Source organism: Candidatus Brocadia sp. (assembly GCA_021646415.1).
Taxonomy (GTDB): Bacteria; Planctomycetota; Brocadiia; order Brocadiales; family Brocadiaceae; genus Brocadia.
This window is the reverse complement of record SOEU01000007.1, coordinates 121,200-140,514: the sequence shown is the minus strand read 5'-3', so window position 1 is coordinate 140,514 and position 19,315 is coordinate 121,200. Positions and strand designations below refer to the sequence as shown.

General features: G+C 41.0%; 22 protein-coding genes and 1 pseudogene. 18 read left to right on the top strand and 5 right to left on the bottom strand.

Annotated elements, in window-relative coordinates; genetic code table 11:
• The first annotated feature begins 2 nt into the window (after positions 1 to 2).
• The 15 genes from dnaK to E3K36_07825 all read left to right on the top strand — a co-directional run bounded on the left by dnaK (position 3) and on the right by E3K36_07825 (position 14,011).
• Complete coding sequence (dnaK, locus tag E3K36_07895) at positions 3 to 1,871, top strand: molecular chaperone DnaK (protein ID MCF6155161.1); 1,869 nt, start codon at positions 3 to 5, stop codon at positions 1,869 to 1,871.
• A 164-nt stretch (positions 1,872 to 2,035) separates the two neighbouring features.
• Entirely contained in the window at positions 2,036 to 3,013 is a 978-nt protein-coding gene (gene cobD / locus E3K36_07890) for a cobalamin biosynthesis protein CobD (protein MCF6155160.1), read from the top strand.
• Positions 3,014 to 3,137: 124 nt separating this feature from the next.
• Positions 3,138 to 3,935, top strand: a complete 798-nt coding sequence (gene cbiQ, locus E3K36_07885) for a cobalt ECF transporter T component CbiQ (protein MCF6155159.1) — start codon at positions 3,138 to 3,140, stop codon at positions 3,933 to 3,935.
• Positions 3,920 to 4,708, top strand: a complete 789-nt coding sequence (locus tag E3K36_07880) for an ATP-binding cassette domain-containing protein (protein MCF6155158.1) — start codon at positions 3,920 to 3,922, stop codon at positions 4,706 to 4,708. The genes cbiQ and E3K36_07880 overlap by 16 nt, the downstream gene beginning before the upstream one ends.
• Complete coding sequence (locus E3K36_07875; GenBank protein MCF6155157.1) at positions 4,668 to 5,489, top strand: hypothetical protein; 822 nt, start codon at positions 4,668 to 4,670, stop codon at positions 5,487 to 5,489. The genes E3K36_07880 and E3K36_07875 overlap by 41 nt, the downstream gene beginning before the upstream one ends.
• Before the next feature lie 11 nt (positions 5,490 to 5,500).
• Positions 5,501 to 6,472, top strand: a complete 972-nt coding sequence (locus tag E3K36_07870) for a transporter (GenBank protein MCF6155156.1) — start codon at positions 5,501 to 5,503, stop codon at positions 6,470 to 6,472.
• A 15-nt stretch (positions 6,473 to 6,487) separates the two neighbouring features.
• Complete coding sequence (locus E3K36_07865) at positions 6,488 to 6,913, top strand: YHS domain-containing protein (protein MCF6155155.1); 426 nt, start codon at positions 6,488 to 6,490, stop codon at positions 6,911 to 6,913.
• 122 nt (positions 6,914 to 7,035) lie between these two features.
• Positions 7,036 to 7,467 carry a hypothetical protein gene (locus E3K36_07860; GenBank protein ID MCF6155154.1) on the top strand — a complete coding sequence of 144 codons (432 nt, stop codon included), beginning with the start codon at positions 7,036 to 7,038 and terminating at the stop codon, positions 7,465 to 7,467.
• A 206-nt stretch (positions 7,468 to 7,673) separates the two neighbouring features.
• Positions 7,674 to 8,324: a hypothetical protein gene (locus E3K36_07855; protein MCF6155153.1), complete on the top strand. Its 651-nt coding sequence runs from the start codon at positions 7,674 to 7,676 to the stop codon at positions 8,322 to 8,324.
• Positions 8,325 to 8,481: 157 nt separating this feature from the next.
• Entirely contained in the window at positions 8,482 to 9,600 is a 1,119-nt protein-coding gene (locus tag E3K36_07850) for a transporter (GenBank protein ID MCF6155152.1), read from the top strand.
• Positions 9,601 to 9,897: 297 nt separating this feature from the next.
• The gene (locus E3K36_07845; protein MCF6155151.1) at positions 9,898 to 10,158 is read left to right on the top strand and encodes a type II toxin-antitoxin system Phd/YefM family antitoxin; all 261 of its coding nucleotides are present in this window, start codon (positions 9,898 to 9,900) and stop codon (positions 10,156 to 10,158) included.
• 12 nt (positions 10,159 to 10,170) lie between these two features.
• The gene (locus E3K36_07840; protein MCF6155150.1) at positions 10,171 to 10,482 is read left to right on the top strand and encodes a cytotoxin; all 312 of its coding nucleotides are present in this window, start codon (positions 10,171 to 10,173) and stop codon (positions 10,480 to 10,482) included.
• An 82-nt stretch (positions 10,483 to 10,564) separates the two neighbouring features.
• On the top strand, positions 10,565 to 12,046 hold the full coding sequence (locus E3K36_07835) for an aldehyde dehydrogenase family protein (GenBank protein ID MCF6155149.1): 1,482 nt from the start codon (positions 10,565 to 10,567) through the stop codon (positions 12,044 to 12,046).
• 333 nt (positions 12,047 to 12,379) lie between these two features.
• A complete protein-coding gene (locus E3K36_07830) occupies positions 12,380 to 12,934 on the top strand; it encodes a VanZ family protein (GenBank protein MCF6155148.1) in 555 nt (184 codons plus the stop codon).
• Between the two features lie 657 nt (positions 12,935 to 13,591).
• On the top strand, positions 13,592 to 14,011 hold the full coding sequence (locus E3K36_07825; GenBank protein MCF6155147.1) for a hypothetical protein: 420 nt from the start codon (positions 13,592 to 13,594) through the stop codon (positions 14,009 to 14,011).
• Between the two features lie 58 nt (positions 14,012 to 14,069).
• Here the strand turns inward: E3K36_07825 and E3K36_07820 are convergent, their stop codons facing one another.
• Both E3K36_07820 and E3K36_07815 read right to left on the bottom strand, forming a co-directional pair.
• Positions 14,070 to 14,534: a hypothetical protein gene (locus E3K36_07820; protein MCF6155146.1), complete on the bottom strand. Its 465-nt coding sequence runs from the start codon at positions 14,532 to 14,534 to the stop codon at positions 14,070 to 14,072.
• A gap of 93 nt (positions 14,535 to 14,627) precedes the next feature.
• Positions 14,628 to 15,539, bottom strand: coding sequence for a hypothetical protein (locus tag E3K36_07815; GenBank protein MCF6155145.1), 912 nt, complete (start codon positions 15,537 to 15,539; stop codon positions 14,628 to 14,630).
• A gap of 688 nt (positions 15,540 to 16,227) precedes the next feature.
• Here E3K36_07815 and E3K36_07810 point away from each other — a divergent pair.
• Together E3K36_07810 and E3K36_07805 are read left to right on the top strand one after the other, a co-directional pair.
• Positions 16,228 to 16,479, top strand: a complete 252-nt coding sequence (locus tag E3K36_07810) for a hypothetical protein (GenBank protein MCF6155144.1) — start codon at positions 16,228 to 16,230, stop codon at positions 16,477 to 16,479.
• On the top strand, positions 16,476 to 17,108 hold the full coding sequence (locus tag E3K36_07805; GenBank protein MCF6155143.1) for an MBL fold metallo-hydrolase: 633 nt from the start codon (positions 16,476 to 16,478) through the stop codon (positions 17,106 to 17,108). The genes E3K36_07810 and E3K36_07805 overlap by 4 nt, the downstream gene beginning before the upstream one ends.
• A gap of 168 nt (positions 17,109 to 17,276) precedes the next feature.
• On the opposite strand, the gene E3K36_07800 is transcribed toward E3K36_07805, so the two are convergent.
• Positions 17,277 to 17,405 (bottom strand): ATP-binding cassette domain-containing protein, encoded by a 129-nt coding sequence (locus E3K36_07800; GenBank protein ID MCF6155142.1) that lies wholly within the window; start codon positions 17,403 to 17,405, stop codon positions 17,277 to 17,279.
• A 619-nt stretch (positions 17,406 to 18,024) separates the two neighbouring features.
• On the opposite strand from E3K36_07800, the gene E3K36_07795 reads away from it, so the two are divergent.
• Positions 18,025 to 18,228 carry a DUF2283 domain-containing protein gene (locus E3K36_07795; GenBank protein MCF6155141.1) on the top strand — a complete coding sequence of 68 codons (204 nt, stop codon included), beginning with the start codon at positions 18,025 to 18,027 and terminating at the stop codon, positions 18,226 to 18,228.
• 225 nt (positions 18,229 to 18,453) lie between these two features.
• Here the strand turns inward: E3K36_07795 and E3K36_07790 are convergent.
• Positions 18,454 to 18,564 (bottom strand): annotated as a pseudogene (locus tag E3K36_07790) (iron ABC transporter substrate-binding protein).
• Between the two features lie 14 nt (positions 18,565 to 18,578).
• Positions 18,579 to 19,163 carry a hypothetical protein gene (locus tag E3K36_07785; GenBank protein MCF6155140.1) on the bottom strand — a complete coding sequence of 195 codons (585 nt, stop codon included), beginning with the start codon at positions 19,161 to 19,163 and terminating at the stop codon, positions 18,579 to 18,581.
• Positions 19,164 to 19,315: the final 152 nt, after the last annotated feature.

Genomic DNA, 19,315 nt, shown 5'->3' with positions numbered 1-19,315 from the left:
ATATGGCAAAGATTATAGGTATAGACCTGGGGACAAGTAACTCCGCCGCAGCTGCGCTGATAGGTGGCAAACCCACAATTATCCCAAGCGCAGAAGGTGCGACGATCGGCGGTAAAGCATTTCCTTCTTATGTCGCATTTACAAAGGATGGAGAAAAACTTGTAGGTGAACCTGCAAGGAGGCAGGCAGTTAGTAACCCGGAAGGGACCGTTTATGCAATTAAGAGAAAGATGGGTACGGACTATAAAGTCACCATTCGTGGTAAAACCTTTACTCCTCAGCAAATCTCGGCTTTTATTTTACAAAAGATAAAACAGGATGCCGAGGCCTTTCTGGGTGAAAGGATTGAAAAGGCAGTGATTACAGTTCCCGCTTATTTTAACGATAATCAGAGGCAAGCCACTAAGGATGCAGGGACCATTGCCGGGCTGGATGTTGTTCGGATTATTAACGAGCCTACAGCGGCATCATTGGCCTATGGGTTAGACAAGGTCGAAGAATCTCAAAAAATCCTGGTATTCGACTTTGGTGGTGGTACTCTGGATTGTACGATTATGGATTTTGGCCAGGGTGTTTTTGAGGTCGTTTCTACCAGCGGCGATACTCAATTAGGTGGTACTGATATGGATAATGCTCTGGTTGATTATCTGGTGTCCGAGTTCAAGAAGGAATACGGGATCGATCTTAAAAATGACAAAATGGCTATGCAAAGGTTACGGGAGGCTGCGGAAAAGGCTAAAATAGAGCTTTCCACAACTCTGACAACCGACATTAATCTCCCGTTCCTTACAGCCGATGCCTCTGGGCCAAAACACTTTACCCATGCCATAACTAGGGCAAAGCTAGAACAATTAGTCTCTCCTATTGTCAATCGTTGCGGACATTCGATAGAACAGGCATTGAAAGACGCAAAATTGACGCCAAACGATATTCACAAGATCATCCTTGTGGGTGGCCCAACGCGTATGCCCATCGTTCAGAAATTTGTGGAGGATTATGTTGGAAAAAAGATTGAACGTGGGATTGACCCGATGGAATGTGTAGCCATGGGTGCCGCGATTCAGGCAGGTGTTTTATCCGGGGAGGTCAAAGACCTCGTTCTTCTCGATGTGACACCGCTGTCGCTTGGTATAGAAACCCTTGGTGGTGTGCTTACTCGTCTCATCGAAAGAAATACGACCATTCCGACGAAGAAGAGCCAGGTCTTTACAACAGCAGAGGACAACCAGACCAGCGTAGAAGTTCATGTCCTTCAAGGGGAAAGGGCAATGGCGAGGGATAACGTGACGTTAGGGAGGTTCCATCTTTCGGGTATTCCACCGGCGCCAAGAGGTGTTCCTCAGATTGAGGTTTCTTTTGATATTGATGCCAACGGTATTATTAATGTTCATGCAAAAGATCTTGGCACAGGAAACGAGCAGAAGATTACGATTACTGCTTCGACAAAATTGAATAAGGAAGAAATTGACCGCATGGTCAAACAGGCACAAGAATACTCGGACCAGGATAAACGAACAAAAGAAAGGGCCGAAACAAAGAATAAGGCAGATAGTCTGGCTTATAGTGCTGAAAAGACTTTAAAGGACGTTGCTGGGAAGATAGATGACTCACAAAAACAAAAGATTGAGTCCGCTATTAAGGATTTAAGAGAATCGATAAAAACGGAAGATGAAAAAGATATACAGCAAAAGATGGATGCTTTAACAAGCGCCCTGCACGAAATTAGTGCGAAGGTGTATCAGGAATCTGCGAAACAGGGAGAACAGCAACCTCCTCCACCTCCAGGCGGTGAAGACAAGAAAAGAAAAGAAAAAAAGGGTGAAGGTGGAGAGGATGAAATTATCGATGCGGATTATGAAGTAAAAGAATAGTTTGTAATAATTCTTTTTGTATTGGGTTTTCAAAGGAGTCAGTCGCCAGGATTCAGAATTCAGAACGAAAATGCCCTTTACCAAGTAAAGGGCAATCCATTCTGACAGCTGAATTCTGACTTCTGACTCCTTTTTTTTGAATTCATTTGCGGCTACTCTGCACGATGATTAATCCTGCCTATATTGGTCTTATTCAAATAGCAGTTTCCTATGTCCTGGACATTGCCATCGGCGATCCTCAATGGTCTTACCATCCTGTGCGGCTCATTGGGAGATCTATTGAATGTATTGAATCTCTGTTACGGAGATACCCCATACCGGAACGCATGAGCGGGATACTGTTAACCACACTTATTGTACTGGGGACTTATCTGGTAACTTACACCGTGATGTTTGTGGTGAGGCAATGGTGTTTCCTGTGTGAAATAATAGTTGGGGCTGTTATTGTTTATTTTGCAATTTCTGTAAAAAGTCTGGCCGATGAAGCAAAAAAGGTAATGACATTTCTTAAAAAAAATGATTTAATACAGGCTCGTCAGGCATTGTCACGAATTGTAGGCCGGGATACAGGGCATTTAAACGAAGAGCAGATTGTCCGGGCATGTGTGGAAACGGTTGCTGAGAGCAGTGTCGATGGTATCGCGTCACCGTTATTTTATTTTTTTGTTGGTGGGCCTGCGGCAACAATGGCTTATAAGGCTGTGAATACGCTTGATTCCATGGTGGGATATAAGAATGAGAGATATATCCGATTTGGCTGGGCCTCGGCAAGATTGGATGATATAGCCAACTACATTCCGGCCAGAATTTGTGCGGTATTAATTCCTGTGGCCTCATTTTTGTGTGGCTGTGGTTTTACAAGGTCTTTACGGACTGCCCTTCGGGATGGTCGTAAACATGAAAGTCCCAATAGCGGGATTTCAGAAGCTGCAATGGCGGGGGCATTGAGAGTACAATTAGGGGGGCCGAGCATCTACCATGGCGAAGTTGTCGAAAAGCCCTTTATTGGAGATGCTCAGAATCAACTAACCGTAAAATCGATTTATATCGCTCTAAAGATAATGTATGTTGCCTCCGCATTGTTCCTGGCCTGTGGGATTGGAATGATTCTATGCTTGAATATTTATAGTATTAATCTGTGAAAACTTCTTTTTTGTGTAAATTTTTTACCTCCCCTTCATCGTTCGACTGAGCTCACGACGAAGTCCCCTCCAAGAGAAGGAGGGGAAAGAGGGGCGGTTATTTTGGTTGCGGCTTCGCTGCGTTATGAGATTTACAAATAGCCTATTGGAAAGCCTTGATCCAAGGTCAAAGATCATTTCTTTTCTTGCCATTATTCTTTGCATGATACTGACCCCCATTACGCGTCTTAAGGATTTTGGACTCTATTTCTTGCTAATACTGGCAATTTCATTCCTCACAAGGATTACACCCAGACAGATATTGAAAAGAATGTGTATCTTGATTCCATTTGTTCTTTTTGTCGCAATATTTGTGCCTTTTGTAAAGGAGGGACACATATGCTGTTCGTTAAAAATTGGCTACTGGAAATTGGATGTTACTTATGAGGGCATCTGGACATTTCTTAATATTATCATCAAATCGAGTCTATCTATCCTTTTGCTCGTGATTGCATCTTCAACAACAACCTTTTCCGATTTCTTACACGGGTTGGACTTGCTTCGTTTGCCACGGTTACTGGTTACGCTCATGTCATTTATGTATCGTTACATCTTTGTGCTTTTAGACGAGGCGAAACGACTGATGCGAGCCAGGTCTCTGCGTTATTTTGGATCGCGGTATGTGGAGCAGTTTCGGGTGATGGGATATATGATTGGTGTGTTGTTTATCAGGACGTTTGAGCGGGCTGAGAGGATTCATAGTGCAATGATTCTCCGCGGATTTAGCGGAGAAATGCGGGGTGTTAAACGTTTCAGGTTTTCTTATATGGATTTTTTGTTTATAACAGGTATAATCGTTTCGCTCATGTGTATTGTTTCCGGTTTCATCTATACTCTAGAGTTCACCAAAACAAGTAACGTCCGTTTATGGCAAGGATTATAATTGTTTCAAACCTGAATTACCGCTATCCAGACGGGACAACGGCATTAAGTGACGTTAGTTTTTCTGTGGAAGAAGGGGAGACCCTGGTGATCATTGGTGCCAATGGAACTGGCAAGTCTACACTGTTCATGAATTTGATGGGCATCCTGGAGGGTGACGGGCATATTGAGATTATGGGCTTAACGCTCAACAGAACGAACATGAAAGAGATCAGGCGGAGGATGGGAATGGTATTTCAGAATCCCGATGATCAACTGTTTTGTCCCACCGTTATGGACGACGTCTCATTTGGGCCTTTAAACCTGGGATGGGACAACAACCAGGTAATCGCAGCATCACAAGACGCGTTAGCCCTGGTGGGTATGGAAGGTTACGGATCCCGGACATCGCATCATCTAAGTTTTGGAGAAAAGAAACGAGCGGCTATTGCCACGGTGTTGTCTATGAATCCAAAGGTTTTGTTGCTGGATGAACCCACCAGTGGATTGGACCCAAGGAGTTCATCGAAATTTATCAATATACTGTATACCTTAAAATCTCAGGGGAAGACGCTTTTGGTTGTCACACATGATATTTTTCTTACCCAGGAGATAGCAGACCGGGTGCTTGTTTTCAGCGAAGAAAAGAGGCCTGTGGCAATAGGTAATTATAAAGAAATATTGAACAATTACGACTTATTGTTAAAAAACAATCTGGTTCACCAGCATCGTCATCGTCACGACGAGATGGTACATGAACACGAACATCGGCATGGCCATATCCATAAGCATTAAACTTATGAAAACAGATTCCAATACAGTTGACTGCAATAAGAATACAGATTTTACCGATGACATCTGTGCCGATGGGATATGTTGCTTCATGAGTATCCCCCGGGAACAGACCCATCTGGGCATGTGGAGACGTTTTTTTAAACGAGGCAATGCGACCGCCGGTATTAAACTGCTTTATACAGCCCTTCGGGCGAAGGATATTGTATACAATCCATGCCGGTGTCTGAATTTTTATTTAAAAGAACGTAATACCCCGGATGGTTCTACCCTTCAGATATTGTTGAGATGTGGCATATTTGGTAAGAGGTGCCGACCATATACCTGTAAAGAATTTCCGGACAAGGCTGATAGTTTCATGCATGATATTCTTGCACCGTGCATTTACAATGAATACATTGCATCTGAAAATTATCAGGTGTTGAAACATAAACATGTCTTTCGTTTATTTTATGCTATCAAGGATGACCCTGGATTGCTTGAAAAGATTTTTCCGATCTATACAGGTAATGAGGCGAGAGAGAAGTTAAGCCAATATAAAGAGATAGTCAAGATCAGTGCAATCTGGAATGAAAAACCTGCAGAATATTTTCTTCTTGAGGTGCCCAGGTCTGATTGCGTTTTATACACCTCCAGGGTACATCTAAAAATTGAAAGTGTAAAACAAGCATATAATCTTTGGCAGGGGCATATCGAAAGCTGGTTGGAAAGACATTACGGCAGCAAGTGGCAAGACTATTTAGACCGTGTAATTAAAAACGAAGATGACAGGTCAAAGAAATAAAAGGCACAAATATGCGAGCAATAAATCTTTGGTTTGGGCATACGTCTTCACTACTTCTGCTCTTTCTGTTATTCTTTACAAGATATGCCGGGGCGAACCACGGTCCCGGAACCGGTGGGATGGCGACTACAATACCAGCTATTACTTTAAAAAGTGGTACTTTTTCCTTGGGTTTAAGGGCCGAGTTGACCGAGTTTGAATCTATATCTGATTCAAAACTTCTCAATAAAGCAACAAGTGCAGGTTCTTTTGATGCAATTGATAGAACATTTTTGTATACTTTTGATATAGGGTATGGAGTAACGGATGACCTGACGATTGGGCTCAACATTGGTTGGTTTGAAGCGATTAATTTTCGTGAATCTGAACTGGAAGACGGTGAAATTGAGGTGTTTCAGGCAAATCCAGACGGGATTACCGATCTCTGGCTTTCGGGCAAGTACCGCTTTTTACGCGGACCTCAAGGGCATTACGCTGTTTTGACGGGTATTAAATTTCCTACAGGTGTTGACGACAGAAAGAATACTGCGGGAGAAAAGATAGAACCCGTAGAGCAACCAGGGAGTGGTTCTTATGATTTTACAACCGGCTTTTCCTATTCACGCTGGTTTACAAAGGACTGGACCATGGACACAAGTATCCAATACATCCTTCGCACCGAGGGAGCGAGAGATTTTAAAATAGGCGATCGTATAGATTGGAGTTTTGCAACGGCGTATCAGATAATCCCAAAAAATAAATATCCGAATTTTGCACCCGTTGGAGAACTTAACACGAGATACCTTTTCCGGGACGAACAAAACGGAAGGAATGAACATGATAGCGGTGGAACTACTGTTTTCCTTTCACCGGGGGTGCGTGTTGGTATTACCCCTCATTGTGGGGTAGGAACTTCAGTTTCATTCCCTGTATTTCAAAATTTACTTGGAGAACAACAAGAGACTGATTTTAAAATAGTTGTTGGCGTAAGTTATAGTTTTTAAATTAAGGAGTTATAGATGCTAGGAAAATATTTTCTGATAGCAATTCTCATTACATTTACAATTACTGGATGTGCAACCACGATTTCTTCGTCCAAAAAAACACAGCCAGAGGTAGTCGACCCTGTCTGCGCATATTTTTCTGATATGGGGTGTATTAACATTGTTGTGGATGGAAATACTCCAAAATCAACTTACGAAGGGATAACCTACTATTTTTGTAGTGAAGATTGTAAGGTGGATTTTGATAAAAATCCATCAAAATACCTCAAGGTTACCACTCCTCCTAAGGGAGCAGTAGACCCGGTATGTCACATGGAAATCACTGAACCGAAACGATTTATTACATGTGTGTACCAGGATACAGTCTATTACTTTTGTTCTGATCATTGTAGGGCAAAGTTCATGGAAAATCCGGATTATTACAACGGAAAAAAAATATGATGCGTGTTAATCTAAAAACAACATAATGATTAAGAAAAATTCTTGCTTTTTCCCAGTTTTCGTGGTATGAGAAATAACTTGATTCAATACACGAACGCAGATGATAGTAATTGTATATATCCATGAGTACCAGAAATAAGATACTCCCATATATTCAGATTTTGGTTGTGATATGCCTGATGTTTTCTCATGGAAGTGTAGGGATAAATCTCCCAAAAAAATCCGATGAATTTCCCTGCGAAGGGCATCGGTGTGGCTGCGAGTTGGAATCTGATTGTAAAGTACATTGCTGTTGCGGGCTTTTTAACAATCATGATAAATTTCAGAGCGGCAATGAACAGGGAAACGGCTTTCACGTATTCATGAGTAGCCTAAAATGCCAATATGGAGGTGACCCAATTACCAGTATCACCTTTATAGCTAAATATCTTTTGGATGGCCAGGTTCAGCCAATCAAAGAATCATTCCTGTGTTTTCGTTCTCAGGACATTTCAAATTCCCTTCTTGATGTATTTGTATCTCCACCGGAAAAACCACCCAGACGTTTCATATAAAACCAATCCATATTTCATAAAATCGTATAAATTTTTTCCTATTTCTCTGCTTTGCGTAAGATAGCCTCATTTCGCACAGGGTGATACTATTGCTATTGCATATCATGCTGAAGGAATGAAGCAGTTAATCTGTGCGTTCCCCGTACAGACGGACTTGATAATCTTAATCTTGAAAATTTATCACTGAATTTCAAATGGAGGTTTATATGAAGAACTATCTCATACCTATTTTTGCATTTTCGATAACGGCTGCTTTCGGGTTTGCATGCCAGGTATTTGCTCATGAAACAGTTGATTTTAACGGGACAATTGAGATAAGAGTGGGAAACGAAATAATCAAAGAGGAAGTGGGGGGGCAGGTTACCGTTTCTCATTGGGGCCATGGTGAAACCAATGGCAACTTTGATGAGGCAATCTTTTATTTTGATTTTGGACCAGAAACAACAGAATGTGGTGATTCTCTGGATGAAGAAACTGTTCGGGTAAGCTCTTATCGTGAAAATAAGTATTCAGTAAAAACTGATGATTTTCCATTGGATTTAAGCGAAGATGGTATTGCAGACGTGATTGAGAGAATCTTAAATAAGTATGGGAAAACCGTGCAAAATGCAATTGATATAGATGAATGTTTTTCGATAACCGATGGCAGTGGTACTACGGGAAGTGGCAAGATATTGAGCTATGCGAACAGACACATTAAGGGTCATGTAACTATTAATAACCACGCTGATGAAATACATTTTAAAGTAAAGCCCACAATGAAAACTTTTGATGCAGGTTTTCAGAACACGAAAGAGCATACGCTGAAAATTCACGGAATGTTAGAGATGTCGCGAGGTAATAGTCACACTCATTGAGAATTTTTAGCAAAAGTATCAAAGTCATTATTCACATAATGATTTGACATATACCGTTAGAACAAAAATACTACTTCTCAAGCAAGAAAGGGATAATGACATACGCATTATCCCTTTTGCTTGAACGTAATGCACTAATCTGAGGGAAATATTATTTGTGAAAATTTTTACCACGATTTTTTTGTTTTTAATTTTTATGAACAAGATTATTTATGCCCACGGCGAATGTTGCATATCAAGGTCCCTCGCGGAGGCGACAATTTCGGGTGTAACCATTGCACCGAATTTTGGGCTTTCCCTTCAGTATGAGTATACGGACATGAAGACCATTCGGGAGGGTAGTCAAAGTATAAGTCACGACACTGTATTGGACAATGTAGCCGCGGAATGGCCGGAAATGCCGGATGAGGCAAAGAGTTTTTCTGTCCCTACACGGATGATTATGCAGAAATACACCCTGCTGGGTACATATGCTGCTACCGGGAGGCTCCAATTCCTAGCCACAGTCCCCTATGTTATCAATGACATGGATATGAGGATGGTGACAAGGGGTGCAGAAAGCAGCCATCATCATCATGTAGCGCCGCTCGCCCGGCAGACGAATATGAGACCACTGGCAAGTGACTCGACAGAAAATGATATGAGAATGGACATGAAGATGGATACGGTTGAGGGGCTTGGGGATATGACCCTTATGGGGCTTTATACACTTTACACCGATAAGCCTGATCTCCCGACGAAAAAAATTACACTGGGTCTGGGGGTAAAAACCCCCACAGGGAAAAATGATGAGGAATTTGACTCCGGCGGTCTTGTACACGCCGCAATGCAACCGGGGACAGGTTCATGGGACCCGTTGTTTCTCGTTCATTATATGCATGCATTTCACCCGATGATTTTCCAAACCAATCTTCTTTACCAGATGAGTACAGAAGGTGACGAGGGTTATGAATTTGGGGATAAAATATCATTAGATTTTATTGCCAGGTATCAGGTAGCCAACTATGTAAATCCAGGTTTAGAGCTGAATGTATTCTATGCTGGGCAGGATACTGACCACGATGATAAATACTCAAGACCGGAAGAATCCCTTTTGGACAATACCGATAACACAGGCATTACTTCTCTCTCTGTTTCGCCTTCTCTTCAAATCAGGATTCCAAAGACTGGCGGTAGTATTGACCTAAAATTTCAAAAACCTTTATACCAGCATGCCAGAGGCATCCAGCAGGTAGTAGACTGGAGGGCAATGGCTTCCATAGTATGGGCTTTTTAACTAATTAAATTATAGAATGAAGCAAAAGGACGTTTCACCACTGGAAGTGACGCTGAACAACAAGGCTGACATGGACATTGGGAGCAATACCGGCGGATATACCTGCTTCTCGTGAACGATTCATACATCCTCCGAAATACCACTACTGTATCTTCATACTTAGGAGGCGGGTAATTCTCCACCTTCGTACCTAACCCGAACGAGTGGGTTAGTAAGAACAGAAACAAAAGACTTGACAATTTTGTATACCTGCGTTAGTATGGTCTTAATTCTAGTCAACCTTAATGAAGGTCTTTTATGAAAACCTTATCTCTGTCAGAAGCAAAAATGAAGCTAAGCAGCCTCGTCGAAACTGTTAGTACCACCGATGAGGAGATAGTAATTACAAAAAATGGTTCACCTGCCGCTGTTTTGGTAAGCCCGGACGAATTTGAAAGCTGGAAAGAAACTATTGCTATTCGTTCGGATTTACCATTAATGCAGGAAATCAAAGAAGGATTAAAGGCATTAAAAAGTAAAAAAACACGGCTATACACACTTGAGGAACTTCTCAGGTAATGTATCCGGAAAATGAAGCAACCTATAAGAAAACTCAAAGTTCCCGGTAGTGTGGCAGAGCTTATCCGAAACTTGCATCCTCATCTAAAGAAGAAACTAAAGGCCTCCTTACAAGTAATATTATCTGATCCGTATTCCGGAAAAGCACTAAAGGACGAACTTGCAGGTTTGCGAAGTTTTCGAGTCAGTCGGTTTCAAATAATATACAGAATTTTGGACCAGAGGCTAGTTGAAATCGTTGCAATAGGCCCGCGGGAATGTATATATGAGGAAACTTTCTGGCTAATTAAGAGAAAAGAAAACGTAAATTATAGTGGAGATTGATATATATCAATCAGGATGCTTTAAATATCTGCCAATTTGCGTGATGAACCTCTGTACATTTATAAAGGGAGGAAGAAGAGCTATGGAAGGGAATAATTATATTAATGGGGCATTTGTAAATGGTACTTCCGGTGACCGATTTGAGAGCAGAAATCCTGCTAATGTCGATGAGGTATTGGGGACGTTTCCGCTTTCAAATGAGAAGGATGTGAATAATGCCGTCTGCGCGGCAAAAGCAGCCTATGATGGTTGGAGGCGTTTGTCCCGTATTAAACGGGGTGAGTACCTGGACGAATTTACTCAACTCCTGAAAAAGGACCGTGAGGAAATATCCCGGCTTGTAACAAAAGAATGTGGAAAGGGGATTATCGAGGGGCGTGCTGATGTTACCGAAGGCATCCATATGTGCCAATATGTATTCGGTACGGTGAGGATGTCTCATGGTGATGTGGTCGATTCTGAGATACCGGAAAAAGATTCCTTCATGCGCAGAAAACCCAAAGGGGTTGTGGCAGCAATTACACCATGGAATTTTCCGTTTGCTATTCCCTTATGGCTTATTTGTCCTTCGGTTGTGGAAGGGAATACGGTCATTCTCAAGCCTTCCAGGGAAACAGCATGTACGGCAAATAAGATTGCCGAATATGCACATAAAGCAGGTTTCCCGCCTGGTGTCATTAATGTCGTACAGGGAGGGTGTGGGGATTTGCTGGTGAAACATCCGGATACCCACGTTGTGTTATTTGTCGGTTCTTATGATGTGGGTTCTGAAATAAAGAAGATTGTTGCCGGATTTCCTGATAAAATGTGTGCTATTGAGATGGGTGGGAAAAACGCCCTGATTGTTCTCGACGACGCTAACCTGGATATTGCCGTAAATGCTGCCATTATCAGCGCCTTTAAGACATCGGGACAGAGATGTACCTCTGCAAGCAGGTTAATAGTGCATGAAAGGGTATTGACTGAATTTGAAAGAAGATTCGTTGAAATAACAAAAAGGATAAAGATCGGTGACCCCCTGAATGAAGATGTATTTATGGGTCCTGTGATCAATCAGGCGGCAACGGAGAAGATTGTCCGATACAACGATCTGGCCAAAAAAGAGGGTGCGAAGGTGTTGCTGGAAGGAGGAAGGCTTACAGGTAATGAATACAAAAAAGGTTATTTTATGTCCCCGTTTGTGTATCGTATGCAAAACAATCCGAAGAGCCGGGTGCTTCGTGAGGAGGTGTTTGGGCCACATGTCGCAATTATTCCTGTAAAAGATATTGACGAGGCTATACAAGTAAACAATGATACCGAGTATGGTCTTACCTGCGCCGTAATTACTGAAGATTACAGGAAGGCAAGAAGGATTCGTGAAGACTGTGAATATGGCCTTGGCTATGTGAACTTGCCCACAATTGGGGCTGAAGTGCATCTGCCTTTTGGTGGTGTAAAAAAGAGCGGGACGGGCCTGCCATCGGCCAGCACGCTGATCGATGTGGTTACCCATCGGACGGCGTGGACGATCAATCATGCTATGGAAATCAAGATGGCCCAGGGATTGACAGTGAAGTTATAGCATTTGGTACGAAAATACCCCTCACCCAGACCCTCTCCCACAAGGGGCAAGGAAACTTTCCCTCCCTTGACCCTTCGAAAGGCGTTCGACTGAGTTCACGCCGAAGGCTCAGGGTTCAGCACCGTGCATGGTGAGCCCTTCGATAAACTCAGGACATGCGTGTCGAACCATAACGACGAAGTCCCCATCTTGCGAAGGAGAAATCGGAAGAGTTTCAATTCTATACCTCCCCTTTATCCCCCCTTGCGAAGGAGGGGAGCAAGAGGGGTCAATTGGTTGTGGCTATGCTACGCTACGAATCCTGATAAAAACCGTGGGGACAATAATTGTGTTATGGCCATATCCATTAATTACGGCTTTGTAAAAAAAATCTCCCGGGGATGGCGATGGGGGATTGTTATTATTTATACTTTGGCAATGTATTCTTTTTTACCTTTCGGACCAGCGTTTTGGAGGTTTGTATCGGGCCACTGGGGCAATAAACTTGATTATCTGGGAGTATTTTTCGTATGTTTATTAGGCGCTTATTTTTTAGTCTACCTAATATTCCAAAAGCAGGTGAAAAATAGTGCTGTTTATATCGCCTTCTTTTCCATATCCCTGGCCTGTCTTGCATTACTGAAATATGTGTGTGTAAACGGAGCGGAAAGATTTCATTTGTTGATGTATGGGGTGCTCAGCTGTAGTATTTTCTGGGCATTAAAACTCGACGTACGAAAGAAGAGGATATATCTTTATACTACCCTTTTGGCGTTTTTACTCGGTGCAATTGATGAGGTTATTCAGGGGATTTTACCGATGCGGGTTTTTGATGTAAGGGATATCTTTATGAATTGGCTTTCCAGCGGTATGGGAGAATTATTTATTGCTTTTGTATTAAAGCCATAACTAACCGCCTAAACCACCAGGAGCTAAGCGCCTCATGATCGACAAAATTTTGTCGATGTTTTGTTATATAGTTCAGTTCATGGAGGAGGTTTCGTGGCATAGACAACCCCCTGACTCCCCCTTTGCTAATGGGCAAGGGGGTTGTAATGCTGCTGGTATTTCGGGTTTCGTTTAACTGTTCAAGGTTGCTGTAGTTATACCTACCCTTTAGGGCCACCTTTCCCAAGCAGAGTCTTGGGAAAGGCGTAGTATCTTATAAAAAATTTTTGGCATTTTTAGCGAAAATATGAATAAAACTAACCCTGTCAGGGTTTAAAACCCTGACAGGGTTGACTCACAAATTTCGTGCTTCGGTTTTTGTCTTTTTCCGACTCGTTCGAGTCAAGATATTATAGTGAAGGAATTAAATAAGTATACAGCATGCACCCTCCCCTGCCCCCTCCCATCAAGGGAGGCAAATAAAGTAAAGCTCTCAGTAATGAGAGATTCAGTAGTTCCCACGCCCCCCTGGTGGGAGAGGGATAGGGTGAGGGGAGCTATACTTATTTATGTCATTTACTATAGGTCGCAAAATATGAAAATGCACGGACAAACAATCCCAGTTTAAAACGTACGAGGACAGGATTTGTCCATGCCATTCTTGTTAATTGAAATTTTCTGTACTTAATTTACGTGTGTGCACATTGGCAAATAATTATTGTTGTATATTTTATAATACTGCTTTTTATTTTGGAAAGGAGATCAGAGGCAAGGGAAGATCAGCCCAATATACACCTTTTCACTATTGATGCCTGCCGTCCTGATCATTTTGGTTGCAATGGTTATACCTGTAACACTACTCCGAATATTGATAGACTCGCCAAAGAAGGAGTTCTATGTTCTCATGCATTCAGTCAATCAGCATGGACGACCCCTGGTATGTTATCAATATTTACCTCTCTCTATCCTCCCAGCCACAATGTGGATGCAAGGGGCAAAACCCTCAGAGAGGATGTGTTGACCCTTCCGGAGGTGTTGAAAAGATACGGATATACGGTGCCTGTATTGCCAAGATTTGTAGATATTCCCAATTACTGACATCATTGTTTTGATGTTGTTGACAAAGAGAAGTTTCAGAGTGGAGAGGGGGAAGATACTATTTTTTAATAGTAATTCTTACAATTTGTTTTGCCCCTTGTTTTACCCCATCCTTCTTGTAATAGAGGATTTCTACCTTCAGATCATTGACAAGCGCAGCCAGAAGAGTATCAAACATTGCCTTACTACTTCCATGACCATATCCGTCGGAAAATATTAAACTAAACCCGTATATATTATTATCTTCCTTGAGTTTGACCAGAATCTCGGCGTTGAGATACTCCTCAGTGCCGGGTCGACCATAGCCTATGCCGGTTGCCTGGCTTGTCAGGTATTCGATTTTGCTAAATGGTGATCTTAATATATCCTCTGTATCAGGCCGACGATCTAAGTCGATTGCCCAGTCTGATGGGTATTGTATTTTTTGGATTGAGGTATGTACTTTATCCGCATAAGCCATATCAGTTCCTAGCTTTGTGATCAGCAGTGAAATTACTAAGATAGTAAAAAACTGTTTTATCATTCATGAACCCTCCTTCTTATCAAAACTCGTAAGAATTTCAAAATATGACTTTTTATTTTCGGGCAAAGTTTTCGAAGGTAAATTGTTACGTCGTTATTTGAATACGATATCTAATGCCTGCTTCAGATTGTTGACCTCGGTTATACATATATTATGAGGAACAGGAATGTTCAAGAAAGCGCCTTTGGGAATGATGACCTTGTCTATAAAATGCAATTCCCTGAAAACCGTTTCTATTTTGTCATCCAGTGATTCCATATGGTGTGCTCTTCCGTGACTGTCCAATCCACCTGTTATGGCAATATTCTCTGGAATAGGGGACTTTGTTAATAAAGCGTAGTAGCAGAAAGCGGCTGCAAGCCCCGCTTCGTTTAAATTACACCTTCGGACTATCTCAGCTACATCCCTTTCCATGCCATATTTTATGAGAGTTGTGGGGGGAAGAATTATATTGCTGACATGTTTAGACCGGACAAAATGGTTCACACTCAGAATACTGTTTGAAAAAATTTCCTGAGGCAAAGGTACTGTAATATCTCGTAACGAAGGTTCATTTTCCCAAGATAAACATTTCAAGGAAATAGAAAAGCTAATCCTGGAGTTATATGTGAGAAGTGTCCTGATCTCACCTGTTTTTGCCTTGGGTTTATATGCCAAATTAGCAAGCTTGTCATCAAGTAAAATATCCAGGATGCTGTTTTCCCAAATGCTCCTTTCATGAATAGGGGATTCGTTAATGTAGTTTCTTATATGCTCCTTGAGCTCGTTCCTTTTGTCTGGGTTCAGATATCCCGGAACCTTACTGAGGGCATATTGGATGGCAGTTAATACGTCCGATATGGTTGAACCATGTAAACCGAAATCGTCCTTTTCCAGTTCTGAACATACGAACTCATTGGGACAAATCTTGCAGTATTCAATTCCCTTATCGCACTTGTTGAGGATTTCTTCAATGTATTTTATGTAATTACCAATTTCCAGGTGTTGCTTCGGGATAAAGTTCATAAAAATATCCTAAATTTTCAAAGTAAAGAGCCGATAATAACACTATTCTGAACAGTAAATTAATAGTATAAAACTTTATGATGAAAGTCACAAATTAAAATATATTTTTTAAAGTAAAATGGTATGAGAGAAACAATTTTTTCCTGTTTATTGTTATGAAAGATATAACTGTCACTAAACATAAAATTAACGTTTATGTCCATGGTCTGAATAAAGAACTTCAGGAATTTGAAATATGGATAAAATATACGAATTATCAACTGTTTCTGGAACACGCTCATTCAAATGAATATTACCTACAGAAACAATTGTATAGTAAACAAGAAGGAGAAAATTCATTATGAAAAAACACTTTAAGAATGATTGTTCACATTGCCGCGAACATCCTTATGGCTGTGATGATTGTTATAGTGAGGTGAAGGCATCTATAAATTTAAAATCGCGTCGTAATAAGAGACGGGACACCTATAAGAGCAGCGATGTAATACACAATAATTGATTGAGTATATAATACAGGTGTGTTTTTTCCTCCGCACACAATACCTCTTCTAACATCTTTAGTTAAGATATATTTTGCAACTTCTCATTTTTTTCGGTCAATGATTGTTGACTTTTCTCTAAAATCATACATATTATAAGGCAACTTTGAATTTTAATAACTACGCATTCTTAGAAGGAAGGTGTGATTATGGTTATTAAAGAAAATAAAAATACCATTCAGGATGAGTTTGTATGTCCGCATTGTAATGGTGACACCTTCATCTTTATTGGCCTGCAAAAACAAAAAGGGTTATTCGAAAATCACGAACTGTGGTGCTGCAAGAATTGTCGCAGTACGTTTGCAAGAGAAACGATAGACGTAAAAAAATCAACGGAAAATGAGACGTTTAATAAAAGAGCGCTTCAATACTACTGCAAAATCAGATTCGCCAACTCATGAAATTGCCCAACATAATCTTTGAGACGCTAACAGTTGGTCCCCTGGCAGTGAACTGTTATATTATTGGTTCCCAAAAAGACAACGAAGCAATAGTTATTGATGCAGGAGGTGACCATGAAGAAATCCTGAATATATTAAAAAAACATGATCTCACCTTACGTCTCATTATAAATACACACGCCCATTTCGATCACGTGGGCGGAGTGCGGCCTTTACAAGATTTGACTGGTGCAAAGTTCCTGCTTCATAAGGAAGATATTCCACTTCTGAATTATCTGAATGATCAAACGGATGCATTCGGATTACCCTCAATTCCGAAACCAAAGGTAGACAGACCGCTTCTTGATAATGAAGAAATGCTTATTGGGGATGAAGTGTTACGAGTCATATATACTCCCGGTCACTCTCCTGGCAGTGTATGTTTTCTCATCAACGATGCAGTATTTGTTGGAGATACGCTCTTTGCTGGTTCGATTGGAAGAACAGATCTTTATGGTGGTTCTTATGATAAGATAATAAGTTCAATACGAACTCGTCTGTTTACCTTAAAAGACCATGTAATCGTTTATCCGGGACATGGAACATTTACTACCATAGGCAAAGAGAAACAATATAATCCGTTTTTTTAATACTTCATCGAAACAAAAGATCCATTCTTTTAATAGAGAATCTGACAGATTGCCCTGCCTTATAAATCTCCCCAACTTGCAATTTAATTTCTCCACCGGAAGTTGAAACACGATACTTGTGTAATCTGTGTCTCTTGCTGGATACGCCTGATTTCTTGTCTGATATCCTCACGTAATTTTATATCGATATTCGATAAGGAGTAGCTTTGGTTCGGTGACGATTGCCCGCGCGATGGCAATCAACTGCTGCTGCCCTCCCGAAAGTTTGCCGGGATATTCTCCGGCATATTTTTGCATGTTAACCTTATCCAGAACAGCCTCAATTTTTTTCTTTCTTTCAGCCTTGATAAAACCCAGTGCCTTTAATCCAAATTCAATATTTTAATATACCGTCATGTGTGGCCAGAGGGCAAGGTCTTGAAATACCAGTCAAAAAAATATCCCGGTAATAAATAAACGATATTTTTCATTCCTCATAGAGAGAGCTTCCGAACATCCACACAACGGGTAGAAAGGTGATAAAGAGAAAGAGTGCAAAGAAAAATCCCAATTTCAATTTCTTCTGCATATGCAATAAATATTATCCCGAATATGAATAAGAGACAACCTTAAATTTACGGACGATTATGATAGAATTTTAGGAAAATAGGATTGAGAGTGGTTATTGTATATGATAAATTGAGACAAAAAGCTATAATGAAAATATAAAAATCTCAAGTTAAGGCCGAGATAGCTTTTTTGCAAGTTGGTAAAGAACAGCTGGATAAGGCAAGAAGCGTTTAAGATGAAACTATCAAGGCATGCTAAAAACAATCTAATGCTATACAAAATATCTGAAAAAGATATAATAGAGACCATAGAAGAGCCTGATTTCATTGATAATGAGGAAAATAAAAAGAAGCATTGGAGGTGAACCATGAAAGTCAAATATGATAAAGAGGTTGATGCCGCATACATTCAGATGTCTTCGAAAAAACCGGATGGTGCTATAGAAATAGCAGAAGGGGTCATTCTACACACCTCAGCGAGAAATGAGATCGTTGCGATAGAGATACTGGATGCTGCAAAGAAAATTCCGATAAAAACCCTTTACAAACTTGAGTTGTCTGAAGTTGCTTAACTGAGAACACGGTACTATTTCTGATTGCAAAATATTAGATGCTGTGTCTTTGATACTTTCAGTATGCTCCGGAACGAATACAACAAGGTCTGCTGTAAGCTGGTGAAGTACAGGCGGGATAAGGCAAGGAGTGTGTGAGAGTGATGAATGAGATACCCACTTTTCAAGAAGAAGAATATTATTACTGTAATTATGGTGCAGGGCACGGAAAATAGAGAGAAATAATTAATAACCCGCCCATTGTTTAAGAAATTCTCCAATCTCTTCTAACTTCTTTGCAACGTCATGATAATTAACATCCATACCTTTTATGGCATCAATGGTTAATACATCTGCACCTTTTCCCCGCTCTATTCCGTTACAAGATGGAGTTTTTTATACTGGGGAATGGGTACATCTACTATGATACCGTAAATAAAAAGGCCACGTGTATTGTGTTCAAAGGCTTCTTTCTCTGTGCCTCCGCCCAGTGTCAGATGGCAGGTAAGTTTTCTGAGATACCATGAAAAGATGCCAGTGCCCTCAAAGTCCAACCCTGAAGTATCTTTTTCTGTGGGAAATACAATACCCGTTTCAATAGCAAAGTTGGGTATCCAATCACTACCGCACCACCAGACCTTCTTATAAAAACCTGCCGTATTGGCAAATTGCTTCTCCTTTATGCCCAGCGTACCCGTATATTCGTTATCAATGAGTTCACCTACAGTCTCTAGTACAATCTCACTATCCCATGGTAGTCCATAATTGAAACGAATGCTTGGTATCTCCGGTGTTATTTCATCAGGGCCTGGATGTTTTTGTTCATGCAGTCCAAATATCCCTAATTCTATTTCGATTGCATTTGGTTCGGCCACGTCCGCATCCGTTGTGACAAAGGGTCTTAGTGCAAAGACTTCAGCAGGTACAAAAAGTTCTGATAAAATAAATAACGCCAATAGTACCGGACTTTTCCACATGTTATAATGTGGCGCTGTAACGTATAAATATATTACCTGCCTTTGTTGCCATAAGCGCTAATTTAAACGTTTAAGGAATTTCAAAAGCTGGAAACATAGCGGTCGACAACCCCCTGAATCCCCCTAGTTTA